The sequence below is a fragment of the Microbacterium maritypicum genome (assembly GCF_041529975.1).
In the GTDB taxonomy this organism is placed as follows: Bacteria; Actinomycetota; Actinomycetes; order Actinomycetales; family Microbacteriaceae; genus Microbacterium.
Genome location: NZ_CP168030.1, coordinates 533,456 through 553,182 on the forward strand (window position 1 = coordinate 533,456; position 19,727 = coordinate 553,182).

General features: G+C 69.7%; 17 protein-coding genes. 10 read left to right on the top strand and 7 right to left on the bottom strand.

All coding sequences use genetic code 11. The features are described 5' to 3' along the window. Positions 1-20: 20 nt before the first annotated feature. From ACCO44_RS02620 to ACCO44_RS02635, 4 genes are all read left to right on the top strand, one after another. The gene (locus ACCO44_RS02620; RefSeq protein WP_051662533.1) at positions 21-980 is read left to right on the top strand and encodes a nucleoside hydrolase; all 960 of its coding nucleotides are present in this window, start codon (positions 21-23) and stop codon (positions 978-980) included. A 253-nt stretch (positions 981-1,233) separates the two neighbouring features. Then, the gene (locus ACCO44_RS02625) at positions 1,234-2,013 is read left to right on the top strand and encodes a MerR family transcriptional regulator (RefSeq protein WP_372468210.1); all 780 of its coding nucleotides are present in this window, start codon (positions 1,234-1,236) and stop codon (positions 2,011-2,013) included. Between the two features lie 210 nt (positions 2,014-2,223). Beyond that, positions 2,224-2,598 (top strand): hypothetical protein, encoded by a 375-nt coding sequence (locus tag ACCO44_RS02630; protein ID WP_372468212.1) that lies wholly within the window; start codon positions 2,224-2,226, stop codon positions 2,596-2,598. Positions 2,599-2,602: 4 nt separating this feature from the next. After that, positions 2,603-3,442: a nitroreductase family protein gene (locus ACCO44_RS02635; RefSeq protein WP_372468214.1), complete on the top strand. Its 840-nt coding sequence runs from the start codon at positions 2,603-2,605 to the stop codon at positions 3,440-3,442. On the opposite strand, the gene ACCO44_RS02640 is transcribed toward ACCO44_RS02635, so the two are convergent. Beyond that, positions 3,411-4,937, bottom strand: a complete 1,527-nt coding sequence (locus ACCO44_RS02640; RefSeq protein ID WP_372468216.1) for an FAD-dependent oxidoreductase — start codon at positions 4,935-4,937, stop codon at positions 3,411-3,413. The genes ACCO44_RS02635 and ACCO44_RS02640 overlap by 32 nt on opposite strands. Positions 4,938-5,022: 85 nt before the next feature. Here ACCO44_RS02640 and ACCO44_RS02645 point away from each other — a divergent pair, with 85 nt between their 5' ends. The 4 genes from ACCO44_RS02645 to ACCO44_RS02660 all read left to right on the top strand — a co-directional run bounded on the left by ACCO44_RS02645 (position 5,023) and on the right by ACCO44_RS02660 (position 9,637). Beyond that, a complete protein-coding gene (locus ACCO44_RS02645) occupies positions 5,023-5,397 on the top strand; it encodes a CrcB family protein (RefSeq protein ID WP_372468217.1) in 375 nt (124 codons plus the stop codon). Then, positions 5,394-5,753, top strand: a complete 360-nt coding sequence (locus ACCO44_RS02650; RefSeq protein WP_372468218.1) for a CrcB family protein — start codon at positions 5,394-5,396, stop codon at positions 5,751-5,753. The genes ACCO44_RS02645 and ACCO44_RS02650 overlap by 4 nt, the downstream gene beginning before the upstream one ends. 67 nt (positions 5,754-5,820) lie before the next feature. Then, positions 5,821-6,408 carry a TetR/AcrR family transcriptional regulator gene (locus ACCO44_RS02655; protein WP_105710779.1) on the top strand — a complete coding sequence of 196 codons (588 nt, stop codon included), beginning with the start codon at positions 5,821-5,823 and terminating at the stop codon, positions 6,406-6,408. A 16-nt stretch (positions 6,409-6,424) separates the two neighbouring features. Next, complete coding sequence (locus tag ACCO44_RS02660) at positions 6,425-9,637, top strand: efflux RND transporter permease subunit (protein WP_372468220.1); 3,213 nt, start codon at positions 6,425-6,427, stop codon at positions 9,635-9,637. Positions 9,638-9,789: 152 nt separating this feature from the next. Here ACCO44_RS02660 and ACCO44_RS02665 read toward each other — a convergent pair whose 3' ends face one another. Continuing rightward, a complete protein-coding gene (locus ACCO44_RS02665; protein ID WP_372468222.1) occupies positions 9,790-10,686 on the bottom strand; it encodes an aldose 1-epimerase family protein in 897 nt (298 codons plus the stop codon). Positions 10,687-10,968: 282 nt separating this feature from the next. On the opposite strand from ACCO44_RS02665, the gene ACCO44_RS02670 reads away from it, so the two are divergent. Further along, entirely contained in the window at positions 10,969-13,266 is a 2,298-nt protein-coding gene (locus ACCO44_RS02670; RefSeq protein ID WP_372468224.1) for a DEAD/DEAH box helicase, read from the top strand. Positions 13,267-13,477: 211 nt separating this feature from the next. Here ACCO44_RS02670 and ACCO44_RS02675 read toward each other — a convergent pair whose 3' ends face one another. From ACCO44_RS02675 to ACCO44_RS02685, 3 genes are all read right to left on the bottom strand, one after another. After that, the gene (locus ACCO44_RS02675) at positions 13,478-14,017 is read right to left on the bottom strand and encodes a YaeQ family protein (protein WP_262002731.1); all 540 of its coding nucleotides are present in this window, start codon (positions 14,015-14,017) and stop codon (positions 13,478-13,480) included. 61 nt (positions 14,018-14,078) lie between these two features. Next, entirely contained in the window at positions 14,079-15,164 is a 1,086-nt protein-coding gene (locus tag ACCO44_RS02680; protein WP_029261276.1) for an Rv2578c family radical SAM protein, read from the bottom strand. Positions 15,165-15,233: 69 nt separating this feature from the next. Continuing rightward, the gene (locus ACCO44_RS02685; protein ID WP_372468225.1) at positions 15,234-16,436 is read right to left on the bottom strand and encodes a PLP-dependent aspartate aminotransferase family protein; all 1,203 of its coding nucleotides are present in this window, start codon (positions 16,434-16,436) and stop codon (positions 15,234-15,236) included. A gap of 85 nt (positions 16,437-16,521) precedes the next feature. Between ACCO44_RS02685 and ACCO44_RS02690 the strand changes: the two genes are divergently transcribed. After that, positions 16,522-16,992 carry an Lrp/AsnC family transcriptional regulator gene (locus ACCO44_RS02690; protein WP_372468227.1) on the top strand — a complete coding sequence of 157 codons (471 nt, stop codon included), beginning with the start codon at positions 16,522-16,524 and terminating at the stop codon, positions 16,990-16,992. 54 nt (positions 16,993-17,046) lie between these two features. Here ACCO44_RS02690 and ACCO44_RS02695 read toward each other — a convergent pair whose 3' ends face one another. Next, positions 17,047-18,441 (bottom strand): aldehyde dehydrogenase family protein, encoded by a 1,395-nt coding sequence (locus ACCO44_RS02695; protein ID WP_372468229.1) that lies wholly within the window; start codon positions 18,439-18,441, stop codon positions 17,047-17,049. An 11-nt stretch (positions 18,442-18,452) separates the two neighbouring features. Further along, complete coding sequence (locus ACCO44_RS02700) at positions 18,453-19,508, bottom strand: homoserine dehydrogenase (protein ID WP_372468230.1); 1,056 nt, start codon at positions 19,506-19,508, stop codon at positions 18,453-18,455. Positions 19,509-19,727: the final 219 nt, after the last annotated feature.

Below are 19,727 nucleotides of genomic sequence, written 5' to 3' on the forward strand. Positions count from 1 at the left end.
ACATGACAGAAAGCATGGATATGGAACGACTGATCATTGACACCGACCCCGGGATCGACGACGCCGGAGCGCTGTTCTGGGCGCTCGCCTCGGACGCCTTCCACATCGAGGCGCTGACCACGGTGTTCGGCAACGTCGATGTCGACACCGCCACGGCGAACGCCCGCAAGATCGCGGCGCTCGCCGGTCGTCCCGACCTGCCCATCTGGAAGGGCGCGAGTCGGCCGCTGGTCGGTGAACCGAACTTCGCGGAGCACATCCACCGCCCCGGTGGCGTGGGCTACTGGGAGTACCCGGACCCGGATCCCGATGCCGACGTCGCGTCCGATGCCGTGCGTCGGATGATCGAGACGGTCATGGCGGCGCCGGGCGAGGTGACCATCATGGCGCTCGCTCCGCTGACGAACGTCGCGCTGGCGATCAAGCTGGAGCCGGAGTTCGCGCGCTCGGTGCGCCGCATCATCTACATGGGTGGGGCGGCCCTCACCTGGGGGAACGTGACGCCGGTCGCGAGTGCGAACATCTACAACGATCCCGAGGCGGCCGAGATCGTCATCCAGTCCGGTGCTCCGCTCACGCAGGTCGGTCTGGATGTGTCCCGCAGCTTCTCGCTCTCGCCCGATCACATCCGCACCCTCTGGGAGTCGCGCTCGCCGATGGGTGTGGCGCTCTGCGAGATGATCGGCTACCCCGATCGCCAGGACGACCGCGATGAGATGCCGGAGTGGAAGACCGAGGGCATGCACCTCAACGACGTTCCCTGTGTCGCCTATGCGCTCAACCCCGAGTGGTTCACCGTGCGGCGGCTGCGCGTGGACGTGGAGCTGAACGGCACGCACACCCGCGGTCAGACGGTCGTGCAGATGATCGACCGGTGGCAGGGAGTGCCCAACGTCGACGTGCTCTTCGACATCGACGCGCAGGCGGTCGCCGACGCGCTGACGGCCTCGGTGACCGCGTTCGGCACCGCCGTCGACTGACCCTTGTTTCCCACGCGACCAGCGGCCCCGCCCTCCCGACCCGGGGGTGGGGCCGTTTTCGCGTTGAGTCAGCGCTCCATGCGCCGCCGTCGCTGCTCCGAGTGCACGGGAAGCTGTCGAATGCACGGCCTGGCCGCGTCGACAACCCGTGCATTCGTCGGTAAACCGTGCACTCGAGAAGGAGTGGCTGATTTCTTGACCTTGACGCAACGTCAACTTCTAGAGTCGAGATATCGAACGGGAAGGAGGCGACATGGAACGGGACGACTGGTCCATCCAGGAGATCGCGCGGCTGGCGGGCACCACGAGTCGCACGCTGCGGCACTACGACGACATCGGACTGCTGCCGCCATCGCGCATCGCGCCTAACGGCTACCGCCACTACGACGGGCAGGCGCTCGTGCGGCTGCAGCGCATCCTCCTGCTGCGAGAGCTCGGACTCGGGCTGCCGCAGATCGCGGAGGTGCTCGAACGCGAGCGCGGCGAGGCATCCGCCCTCGAGACCCATCTCGCGCTGCTGCGCGAGGAGCAGGCCCGGCTGGCGCGGCAGATCGCGTCGGTCGAATCGACCATCACCGCATTGAGAGGAGGTGAGAACCTCATGGCAGAGAACATGTTCGACGGCTTCGACCACACCCAGTACAAGGAGGAGGTCGAGGATCGTTGGGGCAAGAAGGCCTACGCCGACAGCGACCGCTGGTGGCGGGGGATGACGGATGCCGAGCGCGCCGACTGGCAGCAGCGCGTGTCCGACCTCGGACGCGACTGGATCGACGCGGCGGAGAGCGGCATCGACCCGGCATCCGCCGAGGCTCAGGATGTCGCGCGACGCCACGTGGAGTGGCTCACGGGCATCCCGGGTACGCCCGCCGCCGTCCCCGGCGGCGACGTCAAGGCGTACGTGATCGGGCTCGGCGAGATGTATGTCGCGGATCCGCGCTTCGGCGCGAACTACGCGACGTCGTCCGGCGGCATCCACGGCGCGGAGTTCGTCCGCGACGCGCTCCGCGTGTATGCGGAGGCGAACCTGTAGCGAGTGGGGGCGTTTCGTCTCGTCGCTGCGCTCCTCGCTCAACGACCGGGTGGGGACGTTCGCGCTCCTCGCTCAACGACCGCGACGACTGCGGTCGTTGAGCGAGCGGAGCGAGACGAAACGCCCCTCCCGGCGTATCCGGCCGTAGCGAACGGCGAGTCGAGGGGCAAGGGGGAGCCCCTGGCGCGGGGGCGGGCGTAGGGTCGTGCCATGAGTCGGCGGCACAGGGACAGGGATGCATCGCCGCTGTTCCTCGTCGCTACCACGGCCTACGCGGCCAACTGCGCACTCGGCGCCTCGGTTGCCGCCCGGCTGATAGACACCAGCCGGTTCCGCTGGCTGCATCACGCGCTCTACATCGTCACCTGCGCGACCGTCGCCGCGGCCACGGTGGTCGGCTGGTCACAAGGTCCCCGCACCTCCGGTCGCCGCGCCGCCCTCGCACTGCTCCCCGCGGCGGGCCCCCTCGCCGCGATCCCGTACCTCGGCAGCCACGGCCGCCGGCATCCACTCGTCGCGCTCGCCGCGGCCCCCTTCATCGTCGCGGGACTCGTCGTCTCGCTCCGCCCCGCCGACCGGAAGTGACCGCATGGAACTGCTCGACGCCATCCGCCGCCGCAAGACCACGAACGGGCTGTTCCTGCCCGACCCGGTCTCGGAGGAGCATCAGCGCATCCTCCTCGAAGCCGCGGGCCGCGCGCCCTCGCAGCTGAACAGTCAGCCGTGGCGGTTCGTCGTGATCGAGAGCCGCGACACGATCGAGCAGATCGCCCGCATCTCCGGAGAGAGCATGACCGAGGCGATGTCGAACGGCACGTTCTTCGAGCGCTACAAGCCGTACTTCCGCTTCAGCCAGGCCGAGATGGAAGAGAAGCGCAGCGGGATGCTGTTCGACAAGCTGCCCGCCGCCCTCCGCCCGTTCACGAGCCAGGTGTTCACCAAGCGCGGCCAGACGCTCATGAACACGTTCGGGGTGCCCAAGACCCTCGGCTCCGAGAACCGCAAGCTCGTCGCGGGGTCGCCGCTGCTGATCGGCGTCATGCTCGATCGCAGCGAGTACCGCCCGGGGCAGCTGTCGTCGTTCTACTCGGTGTTCAGCATGGGCGCGGCGATGGAGAACATCTGGCTCACGACGGTCGAGCTCGGCATGGGCATCCAGTTCATCTCCTTCCCGATGGAGGTTCCGGGGCGCTGGGACGAGATCGTCGAGCTGCTGCGCGTGCCCGACGACCTCGAGCTCATGGCCGTCTACCGGCTGGGCTACCTGCCGCCCGAGCAGCGCCGACCCGCGATCGACTGGTCGAGCAGCCAGCGCAAGCTCGTGTCGCAGTACGTGTTCCGCGAGAACGGAGACACGCCTCAGGAGGGGTGGGACGACGGCCCGACGACCGGCCCGGTCACTCCCGGCCCGAGCGCGGCAGGCGACTGAGGTCCTTCACCGCCGGACCCTCGATGCGGGTGCCGTCGGCCGCGAACCGTGAGGCGTGCAGCGGGCAGTCCCACGTGCACTCGGCATCGTTCCACTCGAGCACGCCGCCCATGTGCGTGCACACCGCGCCGACCGCGCGCGTCACGCCGTGGACCGTCGAGACGCCGACCGGACGACCGCCCCGGTTCGCCACCACGCCCTCGCCCTCGACGGGCTTCGCGACGGGAACCGAGCGGCTCTCGGCATCCGCCCATCCGCCGGCGAGCGCGGCCGCGACCTTCCCACCCTCGACGGCGCCGCGCCCGAGGTCGGCGGGCATGGTCATACGCGTGCCGATGGTCGTCATCCAGGTCGGCCGGTCGCGCCACGGCGTGCCGAGGATCTCGGCGGTGAGACGCTGCGCGGCAGCCGGTGCGTTCGACAGCCCCCACTTGGCGTAGCCCGTCGCGAACCGGATGCGGCCGAGACCGCGGGGCATCGCACCGACGAACGGGATCAGGTTGTGCGACTCGTAGTCCTGCGCCGACCACCGATGCGTCTCCTCGGCGCCGGGGAAGTGCAGCTGCGTCCAGGCGACGAGGTCGTCGACCGCGGCCTTCTCGCTGTCGGACCTGCCCACCGGGTGGCCGTTGCCTCCGACGACGAGCTGACCCTCGCCTCCGGGGCCGTCGGCCGCGCTCACCGGACGGACCGAGCGAGTCGGGCCGTCGACCGAGAGGAACATCCCCGTGGGCACATCGCCCGGCACCCGGAACGACACGCAGTACGACCGCAGCCCGTGCGTCTTGGCGAAGTACAGCCCGCGGTCGGTGATCGGGGTGCCGGTCGCGAGCACGATGTGGTCGGCGAAGATCGCCCCCGCCGTCGTGTCGACCCGACCGGGCAGCGCGCGGGTGCCGGTGGCGCGGACGCCGATGTGCAGAGTGCCGCCCGCACTCAGCAGCTCGTGGGCGAGCGCGACGGTCACGGCGACCGGGTCGATCGCGATCTGATCGTCGAGGGCCACGGCGGCGGCCACCGGGAACGGCGTCGACGGCACCGTCGTGGCGGCCAGCATCCGTGTCGGCAGCCCGGCCTCGCGGGCAGCGTCGTGCTGGTCTCGCACGTCTCCTGCGCCGTCGGGACCCTGCGCGTAGGAGTGGTCGGTGTGGCGGGTGAACGGCACGTCCGCGCTCTCGGCGAAGGCGGTCAGCCACTCCATCCCCGACCTGTTGGCGTCGACGTACGCCCGCACCAGCGACGCCGGGTGGTGGCGGCGGATCGTCGCGAGTCGTGAGCCCTGCAGGAGCGACAGCTTGCCGGTGTTCGCGCCGGTCGCGAGCTCGGCGATGCCACCCGCGTCGATCACGGCCACATCGAGCCCGGCCCGGGTGAGCATGACGGCCGTCGTGAGGCCGGTGATGCCGGCGCCGACGACCACGACGTCGTGTCGCGCACCCTCCTCGAAGGGCGATCCGGTCGGCAGCGACTTCTCGAGCTTCCACAGAGGGGTCATGAGCACAGTCAACGGCGTGCGGTGCCCGGCATCCACGCCCTTGACATCGCCGCGGCGCACTGTCACGCGCGACTACAGTGGCGACGTGACCCTCCGCCGCATCCTCCTCGTCGCCCTCGGCGGCACAGTGGGCACGGCGGCACGGCTCGGCCTGGGGCTCGCTCTCCCGGACGCCGGCGGTCTGCCCGTCGCCGTGCTCGTCGCGAACGTGCTCGGCGCCCTGCTGATCGGCGTGTTGGCCGCGCGGATCCCCGCCTCTACGGATCTGCGACTGCTGCTCGGCACCGGGGTGCTCGGCGGCTTCACGACGTACAGCGCCTTCATGACGGGGAGCGTGGAGCTGTGGGCGGATGCTCCGGTGCTCGCGTTCGCCTATGCCGCGGGTAGCCTCGTGCTCGGGCTCGCTGCCGCAGCTCTCGGGCTGCGCATCGCCCGCCCCCGCCCCGGAGCGGCATCGTGAGCCCGCTGCTGTTCGTCGGCGCCGCGCTCGCCGGGGGCGTCGGTGCGGTGCTGCGATACGTCATCGACCTCGGCGTCGCCCGGCTGGCCGGTCGCCGGTTCCCGTGGGGGATCCTGCTGGTGAACCTCTCCGGATCCTTCGCGCTCGGCATCGTCACGACCGCACTGCCGGATGCCGCGTTCCTGCTCGGCGCCGGGCTGCTCGGCGGGTACACGACCTTCAGCACCGCGATGCTCGACACGGTCGCCCTGTGGCGCGACCGCGAGCGCCCGGCATCCGTCTTCAACGCCGTCGGGATGCTGCTGCTCGGCCTGCTCGCCGCGGGTCTCGGGCTGGCTGTCGGCTCGTTGTTCTGACCGCTCCCAGCGTCCTCACAATCCGGAAATGTACAAACGTACATGTACGGATGTCCAGGGGGTTCGGATGGGTGATGGGTCGCGTCGTCGACGTGACCCTGAAGCGCGCCGTCGCGAGATCGTGACCGCCGCCGCCGAGCTCATCGTCGAAGTGGGCGCCGAAGCCGTCACCCACCGCAAGGTCGCCGCCCGCGCCGGCGTTCCCCTCGGGGCGACCACCCAGTACTTCGACACCCTCGACGACCTCCGCTCCGCCGCCTTCCGCGCGCTCGCCGACGAGGTGGATGCGCGCCTCGACGGCGTCCGGCAGACCATCGCCGACCGCGGGGACAGCCCCGCCGTGATCGCCGCGCTCGTGTTCGAGAGCCTCGACGACCACCATGCCGTGCAGGCCGACCGCGCCGTGGTCACCGCGGCCGTGCATGACCCCCGGTTGCGCGAGCTCGCACGTCATCTCTCCGACCGGCTCGTGGAACTTCTCGAGCCGACCTATGGCGAAGACCGCGCCCGAGCGGCGATGATCTTCATCGACGGCGTCATGTGGAGCATGCAGATCCGCGACGCCCATCTCGAACAGTCCTTCATCGAGACCGCACTGGCGCGGATCCTCGGAGATTCCGTCTCCACTCCCTCCGCAGCGACAGCCACACCCTGACACCGAGGAAACCGCCTTGTCGAAACTCGCCATCCTGAGCCTCAAGAACCGCGCGCTCATCGCCCTGATCACCATCGTCGCGGCGGTGTTCGGCGGGCTCGCGCTCACCAACCTCAAGCAGGAGCTGATCCCTTCGCTCGAGCTGCCGGCGCTCGTCGTAATGACGACGTACCCCGGTGCCTCACCCGAGGTGGTCGAGAACGACGTGTCGACGCCGATCGAGTCGGCGATCCAGGGCGTGCCGGGGTTGGAATCGACCACGGCCACCAGCACCACGAACGCCTCGATCGTGCAGGCGATGTTCGCCTACGGCACCAACCTCGCCACCGCCGAGCAGAAGATCCAGCAGGCGATCAACCGCGTCTCCTCGCAGCTGCCGGAAGACGTGGCCCCGCAGGTGCTGTCGGTCTCCATCGACGACTTCCCGGTGATCCAGGTGGCCGTCACCGGATTCGAGGATGCCGACAACGCGCAGGCCGAGCTCGAATCCGTCGCGATCCCCGAGCTGGAAGACGTCGATGGCGTGAACGCCGCCGAGATCGTCGGCGGTGTCGGGCAGCGCATCAGCATCACGCCCGACCCCGCCAAGCTCGCCGCCGAAGGCCAGAGCACGCAGGCGATCAGCAATGCGCTGCAGCAGAACGGCACGCTCTTCCCCGGCGGGGACATCACCGAGAACGGTCAGACGCTCACGGTGCAGACCGGAGCGAAGATCACCTCGGTCGAAGAGATCGCGGCACTCCCGCTCGTCGGTACCACCTCGACCATCGGCGATGTCGCCACGGTCGCGCAGGAGTCCGACCCGGTCACCTCGATCTCGCGCGTCGACGGCAAGGACGCGCTCTCGATCTCGATCACCAAGCTCCCCGCCGCGAACACCGTGGAGGTGTCGAACGGCGTCATCGCCGCGCTCGACACGATCAGCGACGCCTTCCCCGACGCCGAGTTCACGATCATCTTCGACCAGGCGCCGTTCATCGTGCAGTCGATCGAGACGCTGGCGACCGAGGGCCTGCTCGGCCTGGTGTTCGCGGTGATCGTGATCCTCGTGTTCCTGATGTCGATCCGCTCCACGCTCGTCACTGCCATCTCGATCCCGACCAGCGTGCTCATCACCTTCATCGGGCTGCAGGCGTTCGGCTACTCGCTGAACGTGCTGACCCTCGGTGCGCTCACGATCGCGATCGGCCGCGTGGTCGACGACTCCATCGTCGTGATCGAGAACATCAAACGTCACTACGTCGGCGATGCCGACAAGGGTGATGCGATCCGCCTCGCCGTGCGCGAGGTCGCCATGGCGATCACGGCATCCACGATCACGACGGTCGCGGTGTTCCTGCCGATCGTCTTCGTCGGCGACATGGTCGGCGAGCTGTTCCGACCGTTCGCCATGACCGTGACCATCGCGATGGTCGCCTCGCTCCTGGTGGCCCTCACCATCGTCCCGGTGCTCGCGTACTGGTTCCTGAAGCCGGGCAAGGAGCTCGTCGACGAGCACGGAAACGTCATCGACCCCGAGCACCCGGATGCTCCGCCGACGCAGCTGCAGCGCGTCTACCGGCCGATCCTCGGCTGGACCCTCAAGCACTCCGGTGTCACGGTGATCCTCGCCGTCGTCGTGCTCGGCGCCACGCTCGCCGCCGCACCGCTCATGAAGATCAACTTCTTGAGCGACTCCGGCCAGAACACCATGACCGTCACGCAGGACCTCGGCCCGACCGCGAGCCTGCAGGCGAAGTCGGATGCCGCGGTCGAGGTCGAGGACGCACTCCTCGGCATCGACGGCATCGAGCACGTGCAGGCCTCGATCGGCACCAGCGGCTCGGCCCTCAGCGACGCCTTCTCGGGCGGAGCGGGTGTTACCTACTCGGTGCTCACCGACGGCGACGCCGACCAGGAGAAGCTGCGCGCCGACGTGCAGGACGCGATCGACGGACTCGGCGACGACGTGGGCGAGGTGTCGGTCGCGGCATCCGCCGGCTTCGGCTCGAGCGACATCGAGATCACGGTCACGGCATCCAACGCCGACGACCTGCAGACCGCGACCACCTCGGTCGTCGAGGAGCTCGACGGACGCGACGGCGTCGGCCAGGTGACCGACAACCTCGCCGCCTCGCTGCCGTACATCGCCGTGGTCGTCGACCGGGAGGCAGCCGCCCAGCGCGGTCTCTCCGAGGTCGCGGTCGGCTCGATCGTCTCGAACACCATGCGTCCGCAGCAGGCCGGATCGGTCGAGATCGACGACACCGCGCTGACCATCTACATCGTCACGCCGGAGCCACCGACCACTGTCCAGGCGCTCAAGGAGCTCGCGATCCCGACCCCGCTCGGCGTCGTGCAGCTGCAGGACATCGCGACGGTCGAGCAGCGCAACGGCCCCACCTCGATCACGACCGAGCAGGGGCGCCGGACATCGACGGTCACCGTGCCGCCGGCATCCGACAACCTCGCCACCGCCACGCAGTCGGTGACCGAGGCGCTCGCCGCAGCCGACCTGCCCGACGGTGCCTCGGCCGAGGTCGGCGGTGTCGCCTCGCAGCAGGCCGACTCGTTCTCGCAGCTCGGACTCGCGATGCTCGCGGCGATCCTGATCGTCTACGTGGTGATGGTCGCGGTGTTCAAGTCGCTGCGCCAGCCGCTGCTGCTGCTCGTCTCGGTGCCGTTCGCGGCGACCGGCGCGATCCTGCTGCAGATCGTCACGGGCGTGCCGCTGGGCGTCGCCTCGCTGATCGGTGTGCTGATGCTCATCGGCATCGTGGTGACGAACGCGATCGTGCTCGTCGACCTCGTGAACCAGTACAGGGAGAAGGGTCTGTCGACCATCGAGGCGGTGAAGGCCGGTGGCGAGAAGCGTCTGCGTCCGATCCTCATGACGGCACTCGCCACAATCCTCGCGCTGACGCCGATGGCTCTCGGCATCACCGGTCACGGCGGGTTCATCTCGCAGCCGCTCGCGATCGTCGTGATCGGCGGCCTGCTCTCCTCGACCGTGCTGACGCTGATCGTGCTGCCCACCCTCTACAACCTCGTCGAGGGTGCCAAGGAGCGGCGGGCCGCGCGCAAGGCCGGTGGGTCGGATGCCGGGGGAGCGCCGAAGCCGGATGCTCCCGTCGACCCCGACACGTCGGGTGCCGCTGTGGCTCCGGCCGGATCGGTGCTGATCGACGCGTCCGGCCTGCCGTACGCGCCGCAGCTCACGCGGCGCGAGCTGCGCGACCGCGGGGAGTAGCTCCCGCTTGGCGGGCGTGCGATCTCGCCCGCCGGCTGTTCACAACTCCTCAGAAAGGCCCCGGATCCGCATCCACATGCGCGATCCGGGGCCTTTCTGCTCGGTTCTTGAGGAGTTGTGAATGGCCCGACCCTGCGACGAGTCGGAACAGATCAGCCGAGGGCGATGCCCCAGTGCAGCGTCCAGGTCTCGTCGGGGGCGAGACGACGGATGCCGAGGCCGCTGTTCAACGCATCGGCGGGCGCGGTCATCGGCTCGATCGCGACCGCGAGACTCTGCCCCGGGTAGGCGGGCGTCGTGTACACCTGCACGTAGTCGAAGCCCTCGCCCTGCCACAGTGTCACGCGGCGGCCGTCGGGTGCCGTGAGCGAGTGCCGCACGCGGCCGTCGGTGTCGCGGGCGAGGTCGGTGAACCCGGTGTCGAGGGTCACGTCGCCCAGCCGCACCCCGTCGCGCAGGGCGGCCTCGGCGGGACGGGTGCCGGTGGGGAGCATCCGCTCGTCGGTCGTGAACGCCGTCTCCGCGGGCACACGCAGCACCAGGTCATGCGGGTCGACGTCGCCGATCGTCACGAAGGGGTGCGTGCCGAGGGCGACCGGTGCGGGCGTCGCCGAGCGGTTGGTGAGCGTGTGCGTGACCTCGATGCCGTCGGGCGTGAGCGTGTAGGTCACGGCGGTCTCGATCAGGTACGGGTAGCCGGTCTGGGGCACGATCGTCGCCCGCAGCACGGCTTCGGCGTCGGTGTGCGACACCTCGTACGCCGTGAAGCGCAGCAGTCCGTGACTGGCATTGTTCAGCTTCGGCTCGGTGATCGCGAGCAGGCGCGAGGTTCCGTCGTCATCCCACCGACCGTCGCGCACGCGGTTCGGCCACGGGGCGAGGACCACGCCGGAACAGGCGGGAGTCGGCTGATCGAGCGGGTATGGAGGGACGAGGTCGACGCCGCCGATGCGCAGCGACCGCAGGGACGCGCCGACCTGTGCGATCTGGGCGGTCGCATCGCCGAGTCGGAGGGTGATCTGGGCGCCGGTGGGGGATGCGGAAGTCACTTCGACATCGTACGGCCACCCCCGCGTCGGCACTCTCTCAGGCGCGTCGGCTACACTTGTGCGGTCGGCTTCGGACACCCGCGCGTTGGCGCGGACGTTTTATGTGTGTGAAGTGTGAGTCCAGGGGCCGATGGTGAGCGTCGCTCGACGCTAATCAACCATCACATGAATGGCCCCGGCCGCTGACAGTCCGGAACCCCGCTGGTCGCATCCGACCACGCGCAGGGTGCTCGCGCGTGTGCGCGGCGCTGTTCTCGTGCGAGAACACAGGAAGACAACGCAATGCCCAAGAACAAGAAGCCCCGCGGCGGACGTCCCGCCGCCAACTTCGAGCCGCGCTACGGCGCCAAGAAGACCTCCTTCCACGACCGCCACAACGGCGGCCCCGCCCGTGACGGTGCGCGCGACGAGCGTGGTGCCCGCGCGGATGCCGGCGACCGCCGCTCCGCCCCCGCCGCCGGCGGCTACGACCGTCGTCCCGGCAGCCGCAGCGCCGGTCACCGTGGCTACCGCCCGGCCGAGGCCGAGTCGGGTGCGCCCAAGCAGCGCTGGAACGCCTCCGAGCGTGCCGGCCGCGACGAGGCCCGGGGCATCCGCAACCGCGCCGAGTCCGGACGCCGCGAGGCACCGCACCACCGCAACGACGAGCGCTCCGAGCGTCCTCGCTACAACGACCGGCCCAGCGTCGGCGGCCGCTTCGACGACCGTCCGCGTCGGGACGACCGTGGCGGACAGCGTCCGACCGGTCAGCGCCCGACCGGTCCCGGAACCTATCGCGACGAGCGCGGCGGCGACCGCCCCCGCTTCGACCGCGACGACCGCTCGCGTCGTGACGACCGTGGCGCCGGCACCCAGCGTCAGGGCTTCCGCGACAACGACCACCGCGATGGCGGGCGTCCGGTCCGCGACGACCGCCGTGGCGGCGGCGAGCGTCCCCGGTTCAACAGCGACCGTGGCGCCGAGCGTCCCCGGTTCAACAGCGACCGTGGCACCGAGCGCCCCCGGTTCGACCGCGACGAGCGTCCGCGTCGTGACGACCGCGGCGGCGACCGTGCCCGGAGCAACGACCGTGGCGCCGACCGCGGCGGCGAGCGTTCGTACGACGCCGACCGCGCCCGTCGGGCCTTCGACCGCGACCGCACGCAGCGCTCGTACGAGGGCGGCCGTGACGAGCGTTCGCGTCCGTCGACCGGTGGCGCGTACCGCACCGAGCGTCCGCGCCCGCTGACCTCCGACACCCGTGGGCGTCCGGCGCGCAACGAGCGCCCGAGCCGCAACGACTGGAACGCCACCGGCCGGCCCGAGTCGACCGGAGCGAAGTTCACCCCGGGCGACGACGTCGTGCACGAGCGCCTCGAGGCGAAGTCCGTCGCAGCCGTCGAGGTCGACGGTGTGACCTTCGGTGACCTCGGTCTCGGCTCGAACATCGTCGACACCCTCGTCGGCATGGGCGCGGCGACGCCGTTCCCGATCCAGGCCGCCAGCATCCCGGCCGTCCTCGCCGGGCGCGACGTGCTCGCCCGCGGTCGCACCGGCTCCGGCAAGACCATCGCTTTCGGCGCCCCGCTCGTCGAGCGCGTGCTGCAGTCGCAGGCCGGCAAGCGCCGTGAGTTCGGACGGTCGCCGCGCGCGATCATCCTCGCTCCGACGCGCGAGCTCGCGCTGCAGATCGACCGCACGATCCAGCCGATCGCCCGCAGCGTCGGCCTCTTCACCACGCAGATCTACGGTGGTGTCCCGCAGGGTCGCCAGGTCGGTGCGCTGAAGAAGGGCGTCGACATCGTGATCGGCACCCCCGGTCGCGTCGAGGACCTCATCAACCAGGGCAAGCTCGACCTCTCGGACTGCCGCATCGCGGTGCTGGACGAGGCCGACCACATGTGCGAGCTCGGATTCGTCGAGCCCGTGCAGCGCATCCTGCGTCACACCGCAGACGGCAGCCAGAAGCTGCTGTTCTCGGCCACGCTCGACCGCGAGGTCGCGGCTCTCGTCGACGAGTTCCTCGTCGACCCGGCTGTGTACGAGGTCGCCGGTGAAGACCAGGACTCCAGCACGATCGAGCACCGCGTGCTCGTGATCGAGCACCGCGACAAGGCCGACATCCTCACGTCGCTCGTCGACCGTGCCGGCAAGACACTGGTCTTCGCTCGCACCCGTGCCTACGCCGACATGCTCGCCGAGCAGTTCGACGATGCCGGCATCCCGGCCGTCTCGCTGCACGGCGACCTGAACCAGGCCAAGCGCACGCGCAACCTCGAGCGTCTGACCTCGGGCCGCGTGAACGTGCTCGTCGCCACGGATGTCGCCGCCCGCGGCATCCACGTCGACGACATCGACCTGGTCGTCCAGGCCGACGCTCCCGACGAGTACAAGACGTACCTCCACCGCTCGGGTCGTACCGGTCGCGCGGGTCGTTCGGGTCGTGTCGTCACGCTGATCACGCGTCAGCGTCAGCGTCGCATGACCGAGCTGCTCGACCGCGCCGAGATCGACGCGCCGTTCGAGAACGCGCGCCTCGACGACGACGTGATCGAGGAGATCGCCGGTCGCGTGCCGACCGCGGCCGACCTCACCGCCTGAGTCTCGCTCACCAGAGGCCCCGTCCCGCTTCCGCGGTCCGGGGCCTCTGTCGTGTCCGCGCCGCGCGCGCCGCGCTCCCCGCCCCTGCCTGCCCCCTGCTGCCGAGTGCACGGGATGCTGCCGAGTGCACGGCGTACCTGCGTGAAGACGCCGTGCGTTCGACGCGAAGCCGTGCGCTCGGCGGTGGGGGGAGCGGGCTGAGTCGCGCCTGTCAGGCCAGCTCGTGCACGTGCACGGTCGAGGTCAGGCTCGTGCCGTTGAGGTCGAGGTAGATCACTCCCTCGGCCCGCGTGAGGGTCATCGTGTTGCGGCGTTCGATCAGGGCCGCGGCCGACTCGATGAACCCGGGGTCGAAGCTGTACACGCGGATGTCCTCGCGGCGGTGGATGCGCTTGTCCGCCCACTGCGCCATGACCTTCGCGGGATCGCGGTGCGTGTAGACGACAGTGCGTTCGGCCAGTCGGCTGCCGTGGTGCAGTCGCTCGGCATCGGGCGCCCCGATCTCGACCCAGACGGTGATGAGCCCGGTCATGTCGCGCACGAGCACGGCCGGTTCCTCGGTCGAGGAGATGCTGCCGCCGAACGTGATGCCCTCGGCGAACTCGAGCCCATAGGCGAGCACGCGGGTGAGCATGTACGCGTCGGTCTCGGACGGATGCCGCGCCACGCGCAGCGAGTAGTCCTCGTAGATTCCGCGGTCGGTGTCAGCGAGCTGCACCTCGAATGTGTGGACTGTCGAACCGATCGCCATGATCCCCGAGCCTACGCGGCCACGGGCGGGGCGACCGACCGGGTGAGAGGGGCGATCCGGATCAGAACAGCATCGGCTGCGCAGCCGCGGCCTGAGCAGTGGGCGTGAAGCGCACCGCTGCCGCGGTCGCCGCTCCCGACTGTACGTGTCCCTGCCCTGGTCGGAACCCGCGGCGGGAGTAGTCGTCTTCATGGCGGCCGTCGAGTCCGTGCATCCGGATGAGGGGGCGAGCGCGTTTCGCGAGCCACTGCCGGTATCCCTTGGGGGCCTCGGCCGAGGCGCCGGGATAGAGCCCGCGATACGACGACACCAGGTCGGGCCGGTTGGCGCCGAGCCACTCGAAGAACCACGGCTTGACGCCCGGTCGCAGATGCAGTGCTCCGTAGATGACGGTGCGCGCTCCCGCCTCTTTGATGCGCACGAGGGCGCTGTCGATCGCCTCGAGAGAGTCGGTCATGTGCGGCATGATCGGCATGAGGAACACGGTCACGGGAAACCCGGCGTCGGCCAGGGCGCGAACGGTGTCGAGGCGGGCCTGGGTGGTCGGGGCTCCCGGTTCGATGGCCTTCTGCAGCTCGTCGTCGTACATGGCGATCGACATCTGCACGTCGACGGGCACGCGCTGCGCGGCCTTCACGAGCAGGGGGATGTCGCGGCGGATCAGCGTCCCCTTGGTGAGGATCGACATCGGGGTGCCGGATGCGGCGAGGGTCTCGATGATGCCGGGCATGAGCTTGTAGCGCCCCTCGGCCCGCTGATACGGGTCGGTGTTCGTGCCCAGGGCGACTGTCTCGTGCTGCCAGCTGCCGCGCCGCAGCTCCTTCTCGAGCACCTCGACCACGTTCACCTTGACCACGATCTGCGAATCGAAGTCCGACCCGCCGTCGAGGTCGAGGTACTCGTGCGTGCCGCGGGCGAAACAGTAAACGCAGGCATGCGAACATCCGCGGTACGGGTTGATCGTCCAGGCGAACGGCATGCGTGAAGCGCCGGGCACGTGGTTCAGGGCCGACTTGGACAGCACCTCGTGGAACGTCATCCCGGCGAACTCGGGGGTGGTCACCGACCGCAGCACGCTCGACCGGTCTTCGAGTCCGGGCAGCGCCGCTGCATCCGTCTCGCCGAGCTTCTGTCCCTGCCACCGCATCTGAACATTCGAACAAAACATCGACTCGATGTCAACCCGGAATGGTAACTATCTTCGACGGATCAACCCTCAGGGGAACGTCGCGTCGAGCGCAGCGCTCAGGTCTGCCAACAGGTCGTCCGTGTCTTCGAGGCCGACCGAGAGCCGCAGGTGGCCGAACTTCCGGAAGGGTTCGGGATAGGTGGCGACGCGGCCGCCCTCGGTCCCGGTGTGCACGATCAGCGAGTCGTCGTGGCCGAGCGAGAAGCCCGAGGTGATCAGCCGCAGGTTCGCCACGAACGTGTTCTGCACGTCGGGGGAGCCCTTCACGGCGAACGCCATCATGCCGCCGAAGCCGCGTCCATCGAACTGGCGGACGGCGAGCGCGTGGTCGGGGTGGGAGTCGAGACCGGGGTAGGCGATGTACTCCACCCGGTCGTCGGCGGCGAGCATCTCGGCGATGCGGGCGGCCGAGTCGAAGTGCTGCCGCAGGCGCAGGGGGAGCGTGACGGTTCCGCGCTGGATCTGCCAGGCGTTGAAGGGCGAGATGATGCCGCCGACATCGACCATCGCGTCGGCCTTGATGGGCTGGATGAGCTCGTGGCTGCCCGCGACCGATCCCCCCATCGCGTCGCCGTGCCCGTTGAGGTACTTCGTGAGGGAGTGCACGACCAGGTCGGCGCCGTCCGGGATGGGGCGGTAGAACGGCGGCGGCGAGAAGGTCGAGTCGACCATCAGGATCGCGCCGGCGGAGTGTGCGATCTCCGCGATCGCCGCCACGTCGGCGACCTTGGTGGTGGGGTTCGCGATCGCCTCGATGCACACCAGGCGCGTCTCCGGGCGCATGGCCGCACGCACGGCATCGAGATCGCCGATGTCGACGAAGGTGGCCTCGAGTCCATAGCGCTGCGGCAGCAGTTCGGTCCACAGGCGCCAGGTCGCCTCGTACACCACGTCGCTCACGATCACGTGGTCGCCGACGCGCAGGTGGGTGAAGAAGACGGCGTGCAGTGCCGCGACGCCCGAGGCGAGGGCGACGGCCTCCTCGGCGCCATCGAGCGCGGCGAGCTTCTGCTCCAGCGCGGACTGGTTCACGCCGGTGTTGCGCGTGTACAGCCCGGGCGCGGTGGCCGACCAGCTGATCTCGCTCGGATCGTCGGGAAGCTGATAGGAGTTGGCCATCACGAGCGGGGTCCGCAGCGCCATCGTCGAGTCGAGCTGGTTGCCGGCGTGCACGGCCAGGCTGAGGTCCGACAGGGTGAGGGGATCTTTGCGGTCGGGGCGAGTGTCCATGGTGACTCCTTCGTTCCTGCACCGCTCCGGGTGCCGATTCCACTCTAGAGTGCATAATAGACACACGCAATTGTTAATGATGCACATGATGGCGCACACTCAGGAGGTCTCGATGGAGCGGCTTCACCTCGATCAGATCGATCGCAGCATCCTCGCCGCGCTCACCGAAGACGCCCGCGTGCCCCTGGTCGCACTCGCATCCCAGGTACATCTCTCGCGCAACGCCGTGAAGCAGCGGATGGAACGCATGGAGCGGCAGGGCGTGATCGGCGGGTACACCGTCACGCCGGGGCACGCCGGCGGCTCCCCCGTCTCGGCGATCGTGCTCGTCTACCGCACCGACCGGATGCGCGGCGGCGCGGTCATCGCCGAGATCTCGCAGATCCCCGAGGTGCGGCGGTGCGACGTGCTGTCCGGCGACTTCGACCTGCTCGTCATGCTGGAGGCCGACTCGATGGACCGCATCGGCGAGATCTGGGAGATGCTCGCCGCCGTGCCCGGAGTCGCGAACACGGTGACGGCCGTGTCGTTGACCCGCGTCGTCGACCGCGCCTGAACCTCGGGGAGGGGCCGGGTATCCCCCTGGACCCCCGCCCTCCCCGAGGAGTTCTCAGGTGGTGATGCAGGTCACCTTGGGCTGGGTCATCTCCTCGTACGCGAAGCGCACGCCCTCGCGCCCCATGCTCCCGTACTTGGATCCGCCGAACGGCATGCTGTCGATGCGGTAGTCGGAGGAGTCGTTGATCATCACGCCTCCGGCATCCAGGGCCTCGGCGAGCCGCAGTGCGCGGCCGATGTCCGTCGTGAAGACCGCGGCGTGCAGCGCGTAGTCGACACTGTTGGCCTCGGCGACGGCCTCCTCCTCGGAGTCGAACGGTGCCAGCGCCACGACCGGGGCGAACGCCTCCTCGTTCCAGAGCTCGCACGAGAGCGCCACGTTCTCGACCGCGGTCGGCCAGTACACCGAGCCGTCCCTGCGGTGTCCGGCGAGCACCCGCGCGCCCGCGCTCACCGCATCGTCGACCATCCGTTCGGCGCGCACGGCCGCCGCCTCCGAGATCATCGGCCCGACGTCGGTGGCCGGATCCGAGGGGTCGCCGGCGCGCAGCGTCGAGGTGCGCGCCGCGAACCGGTCGCGGAACTCGGCGTACACGGAGCGCTCGATGAGGATGCGCTGGGATCCCACGCAGTTCTGCCCCGCGGCCCAGAAAGCGCCGGACACGCAGGCCTCGACGGCCTCCGCGATGTCGGCATCCGCGAAGACCACGACGGGCGCGTTCCCGCCGAGTTCCATGGCGAGCTTCTTGAGCCCCGCGGTGCGAGCGATCGCCTCGCCCGTCGCGAATCCGCCCGTGAACGAGACCATGCGGATGTCGCGCACAGCGACGAGAGCCTGCGCGACCTGGCGGTCTCCGTGCACGACGGTGATGATCTCGTCGGGGAGACCGGCTTCGAGCAGCACGTCGACGAGGAAGCGTGCGGTCAACGGGGTGAGTTGGGAGGGCTTGAGGACGACGGCGTTCCCTCCCGCGATCGCAGGGCCGAGCTTGTGGGCGACGAGGTTGAGTGCGTCGTTGTACGGCGTGATCGCGAGGATCACCCCGAGCGGTTCCCGTGTGTACCAGCCGCGGCGGTTGCCCCCGCCCTCGTAAGCGTCGAAGGGGATGACCTCGCCGTCGAACGCCCGAGCGGTCTCCGCCGAGAGGGAGATCGTGGTGACCGCTCGACGCACCTCCTTGCGGGCCTGGGTGATGGTCTTGCCCGCTTCGCGCACGATGAGGGCGGCGGCCTCGTCGGCACGTTCCTCGAGGATGCGCGCCGCGCGGTCGAGGATCGTGTGTCGAGCGAACCGGGTCAGCTCCCGCGAGAGCGAAGCGCCGAGCCTTGCGCGCTCCATGATCGGCTCGACGTCTTCCACCGTGTGCTGCGCCAGCTCGGCGATGGTCTCGCCGCTGTACGGGTCGAGCACTCGGAGTACGGCGGTGCCGGTCGTCGGAGCATCCATGATCGCCACGCTCACCGGACCGCTCCGGCGTACGACTTCTGGTGGGCGTCGATCGCGATGATGTCGGAGAGGAGCGCGTACGCCGTCTCGATGCGCCCCGCGCCGGGACCGGACACCGTGACCGTGCCGAGCAGGTCGGTCGTGAAGGCGACGGCGTTCGTGGCCCCCGAGACGGCGGCGAGCGGGTGATCGGCGCCGAGCGCGAGGGGCTGGACGGATGCCGAGATGACCCCCGACTCGTCGCGGGAGACCGTGCCGATGAGCTTCCAGTGCTCGCCCGCCGCCGCTGCGGCGATCACGTCGCTCGCGGTGATGTCGCTGATCCCGGTGCGCGGCACGTCGGCGGTCGTGAGCTGCGCGCCCAGCACCTCGTTCGCGAGGATCACGACCTTCAGCTGCACGTCGGATCCCTCGATGTCGGCGGTCGGGTCGGCCTCGGCGTATCCGAGAGCCTGAGCCTCGGCGACGGCGTCTGCGAGCGACTTCCCCTCTTCCATGCGTCCCAGTACGAAGTTGCTCGTGCCGTTGAGGATGCCCTGGATGCGGGTGATGCGCAGTCCCTTGAGGGTCTCGCCGGCGAGTCGGAGCACCGGAGTCCCGCTCATCACCGAGCCCTCGTACTCGAAGCGGGCTCCGTTCTCGGCGGCGAGGCGGTTGAGCGCGGCGCCCGCGAGCGCGACCGGGCCCTTGTTCGTGGTGGTCACGCTCTTGCCGCTCTCGAGGGCGGCGCGCACGTGCGAGATCGCCGGCTCTCCGTCGACCGGGTTCGTGAACGTCGCTTCGGCGATGACATCGGCCGTGGTGTTGCGGATCACGTAGTCGTTGCGGGGCTCGGCGTGGCCGCCGGGCATTCCCGCGAACGTGTCGGCGCCGGTCATCGCGAGCGCCGCGTCGAGGTCGATGCCGTCGCTCTGCATGAGCGAGCCGAGGCGGAGGTCGGTGATCGCGACGACGCGCAGGCCGAAGCCGAGGTCGTCGACGAGCGCCGCACCGCGGTCGCGGATGATCTCGGCCAGGGCGCGGTTGACGCCTCCGAAGCCGATGAGGGCGAGGTCGTGGTGAGTCACCGTTGTCTCCTTCTTTCCATGAGCTGTCGCCGGCGACGCCGTGCGACACGGATCCATCGTCGGTGAGGTGGGTGTCCGTGCGCGCCTGTCGGATCGGCTGCGGGTACTGCCGGAATGGCAGCTCCTCCGCCGGATGGTCGGCAGTGACGGTGGGCGCGAAGAATTCTGCTCCGGGGTCTTGTGGGCTGGATCGCGGAGCGGATAGTGTCCCCGCATCCG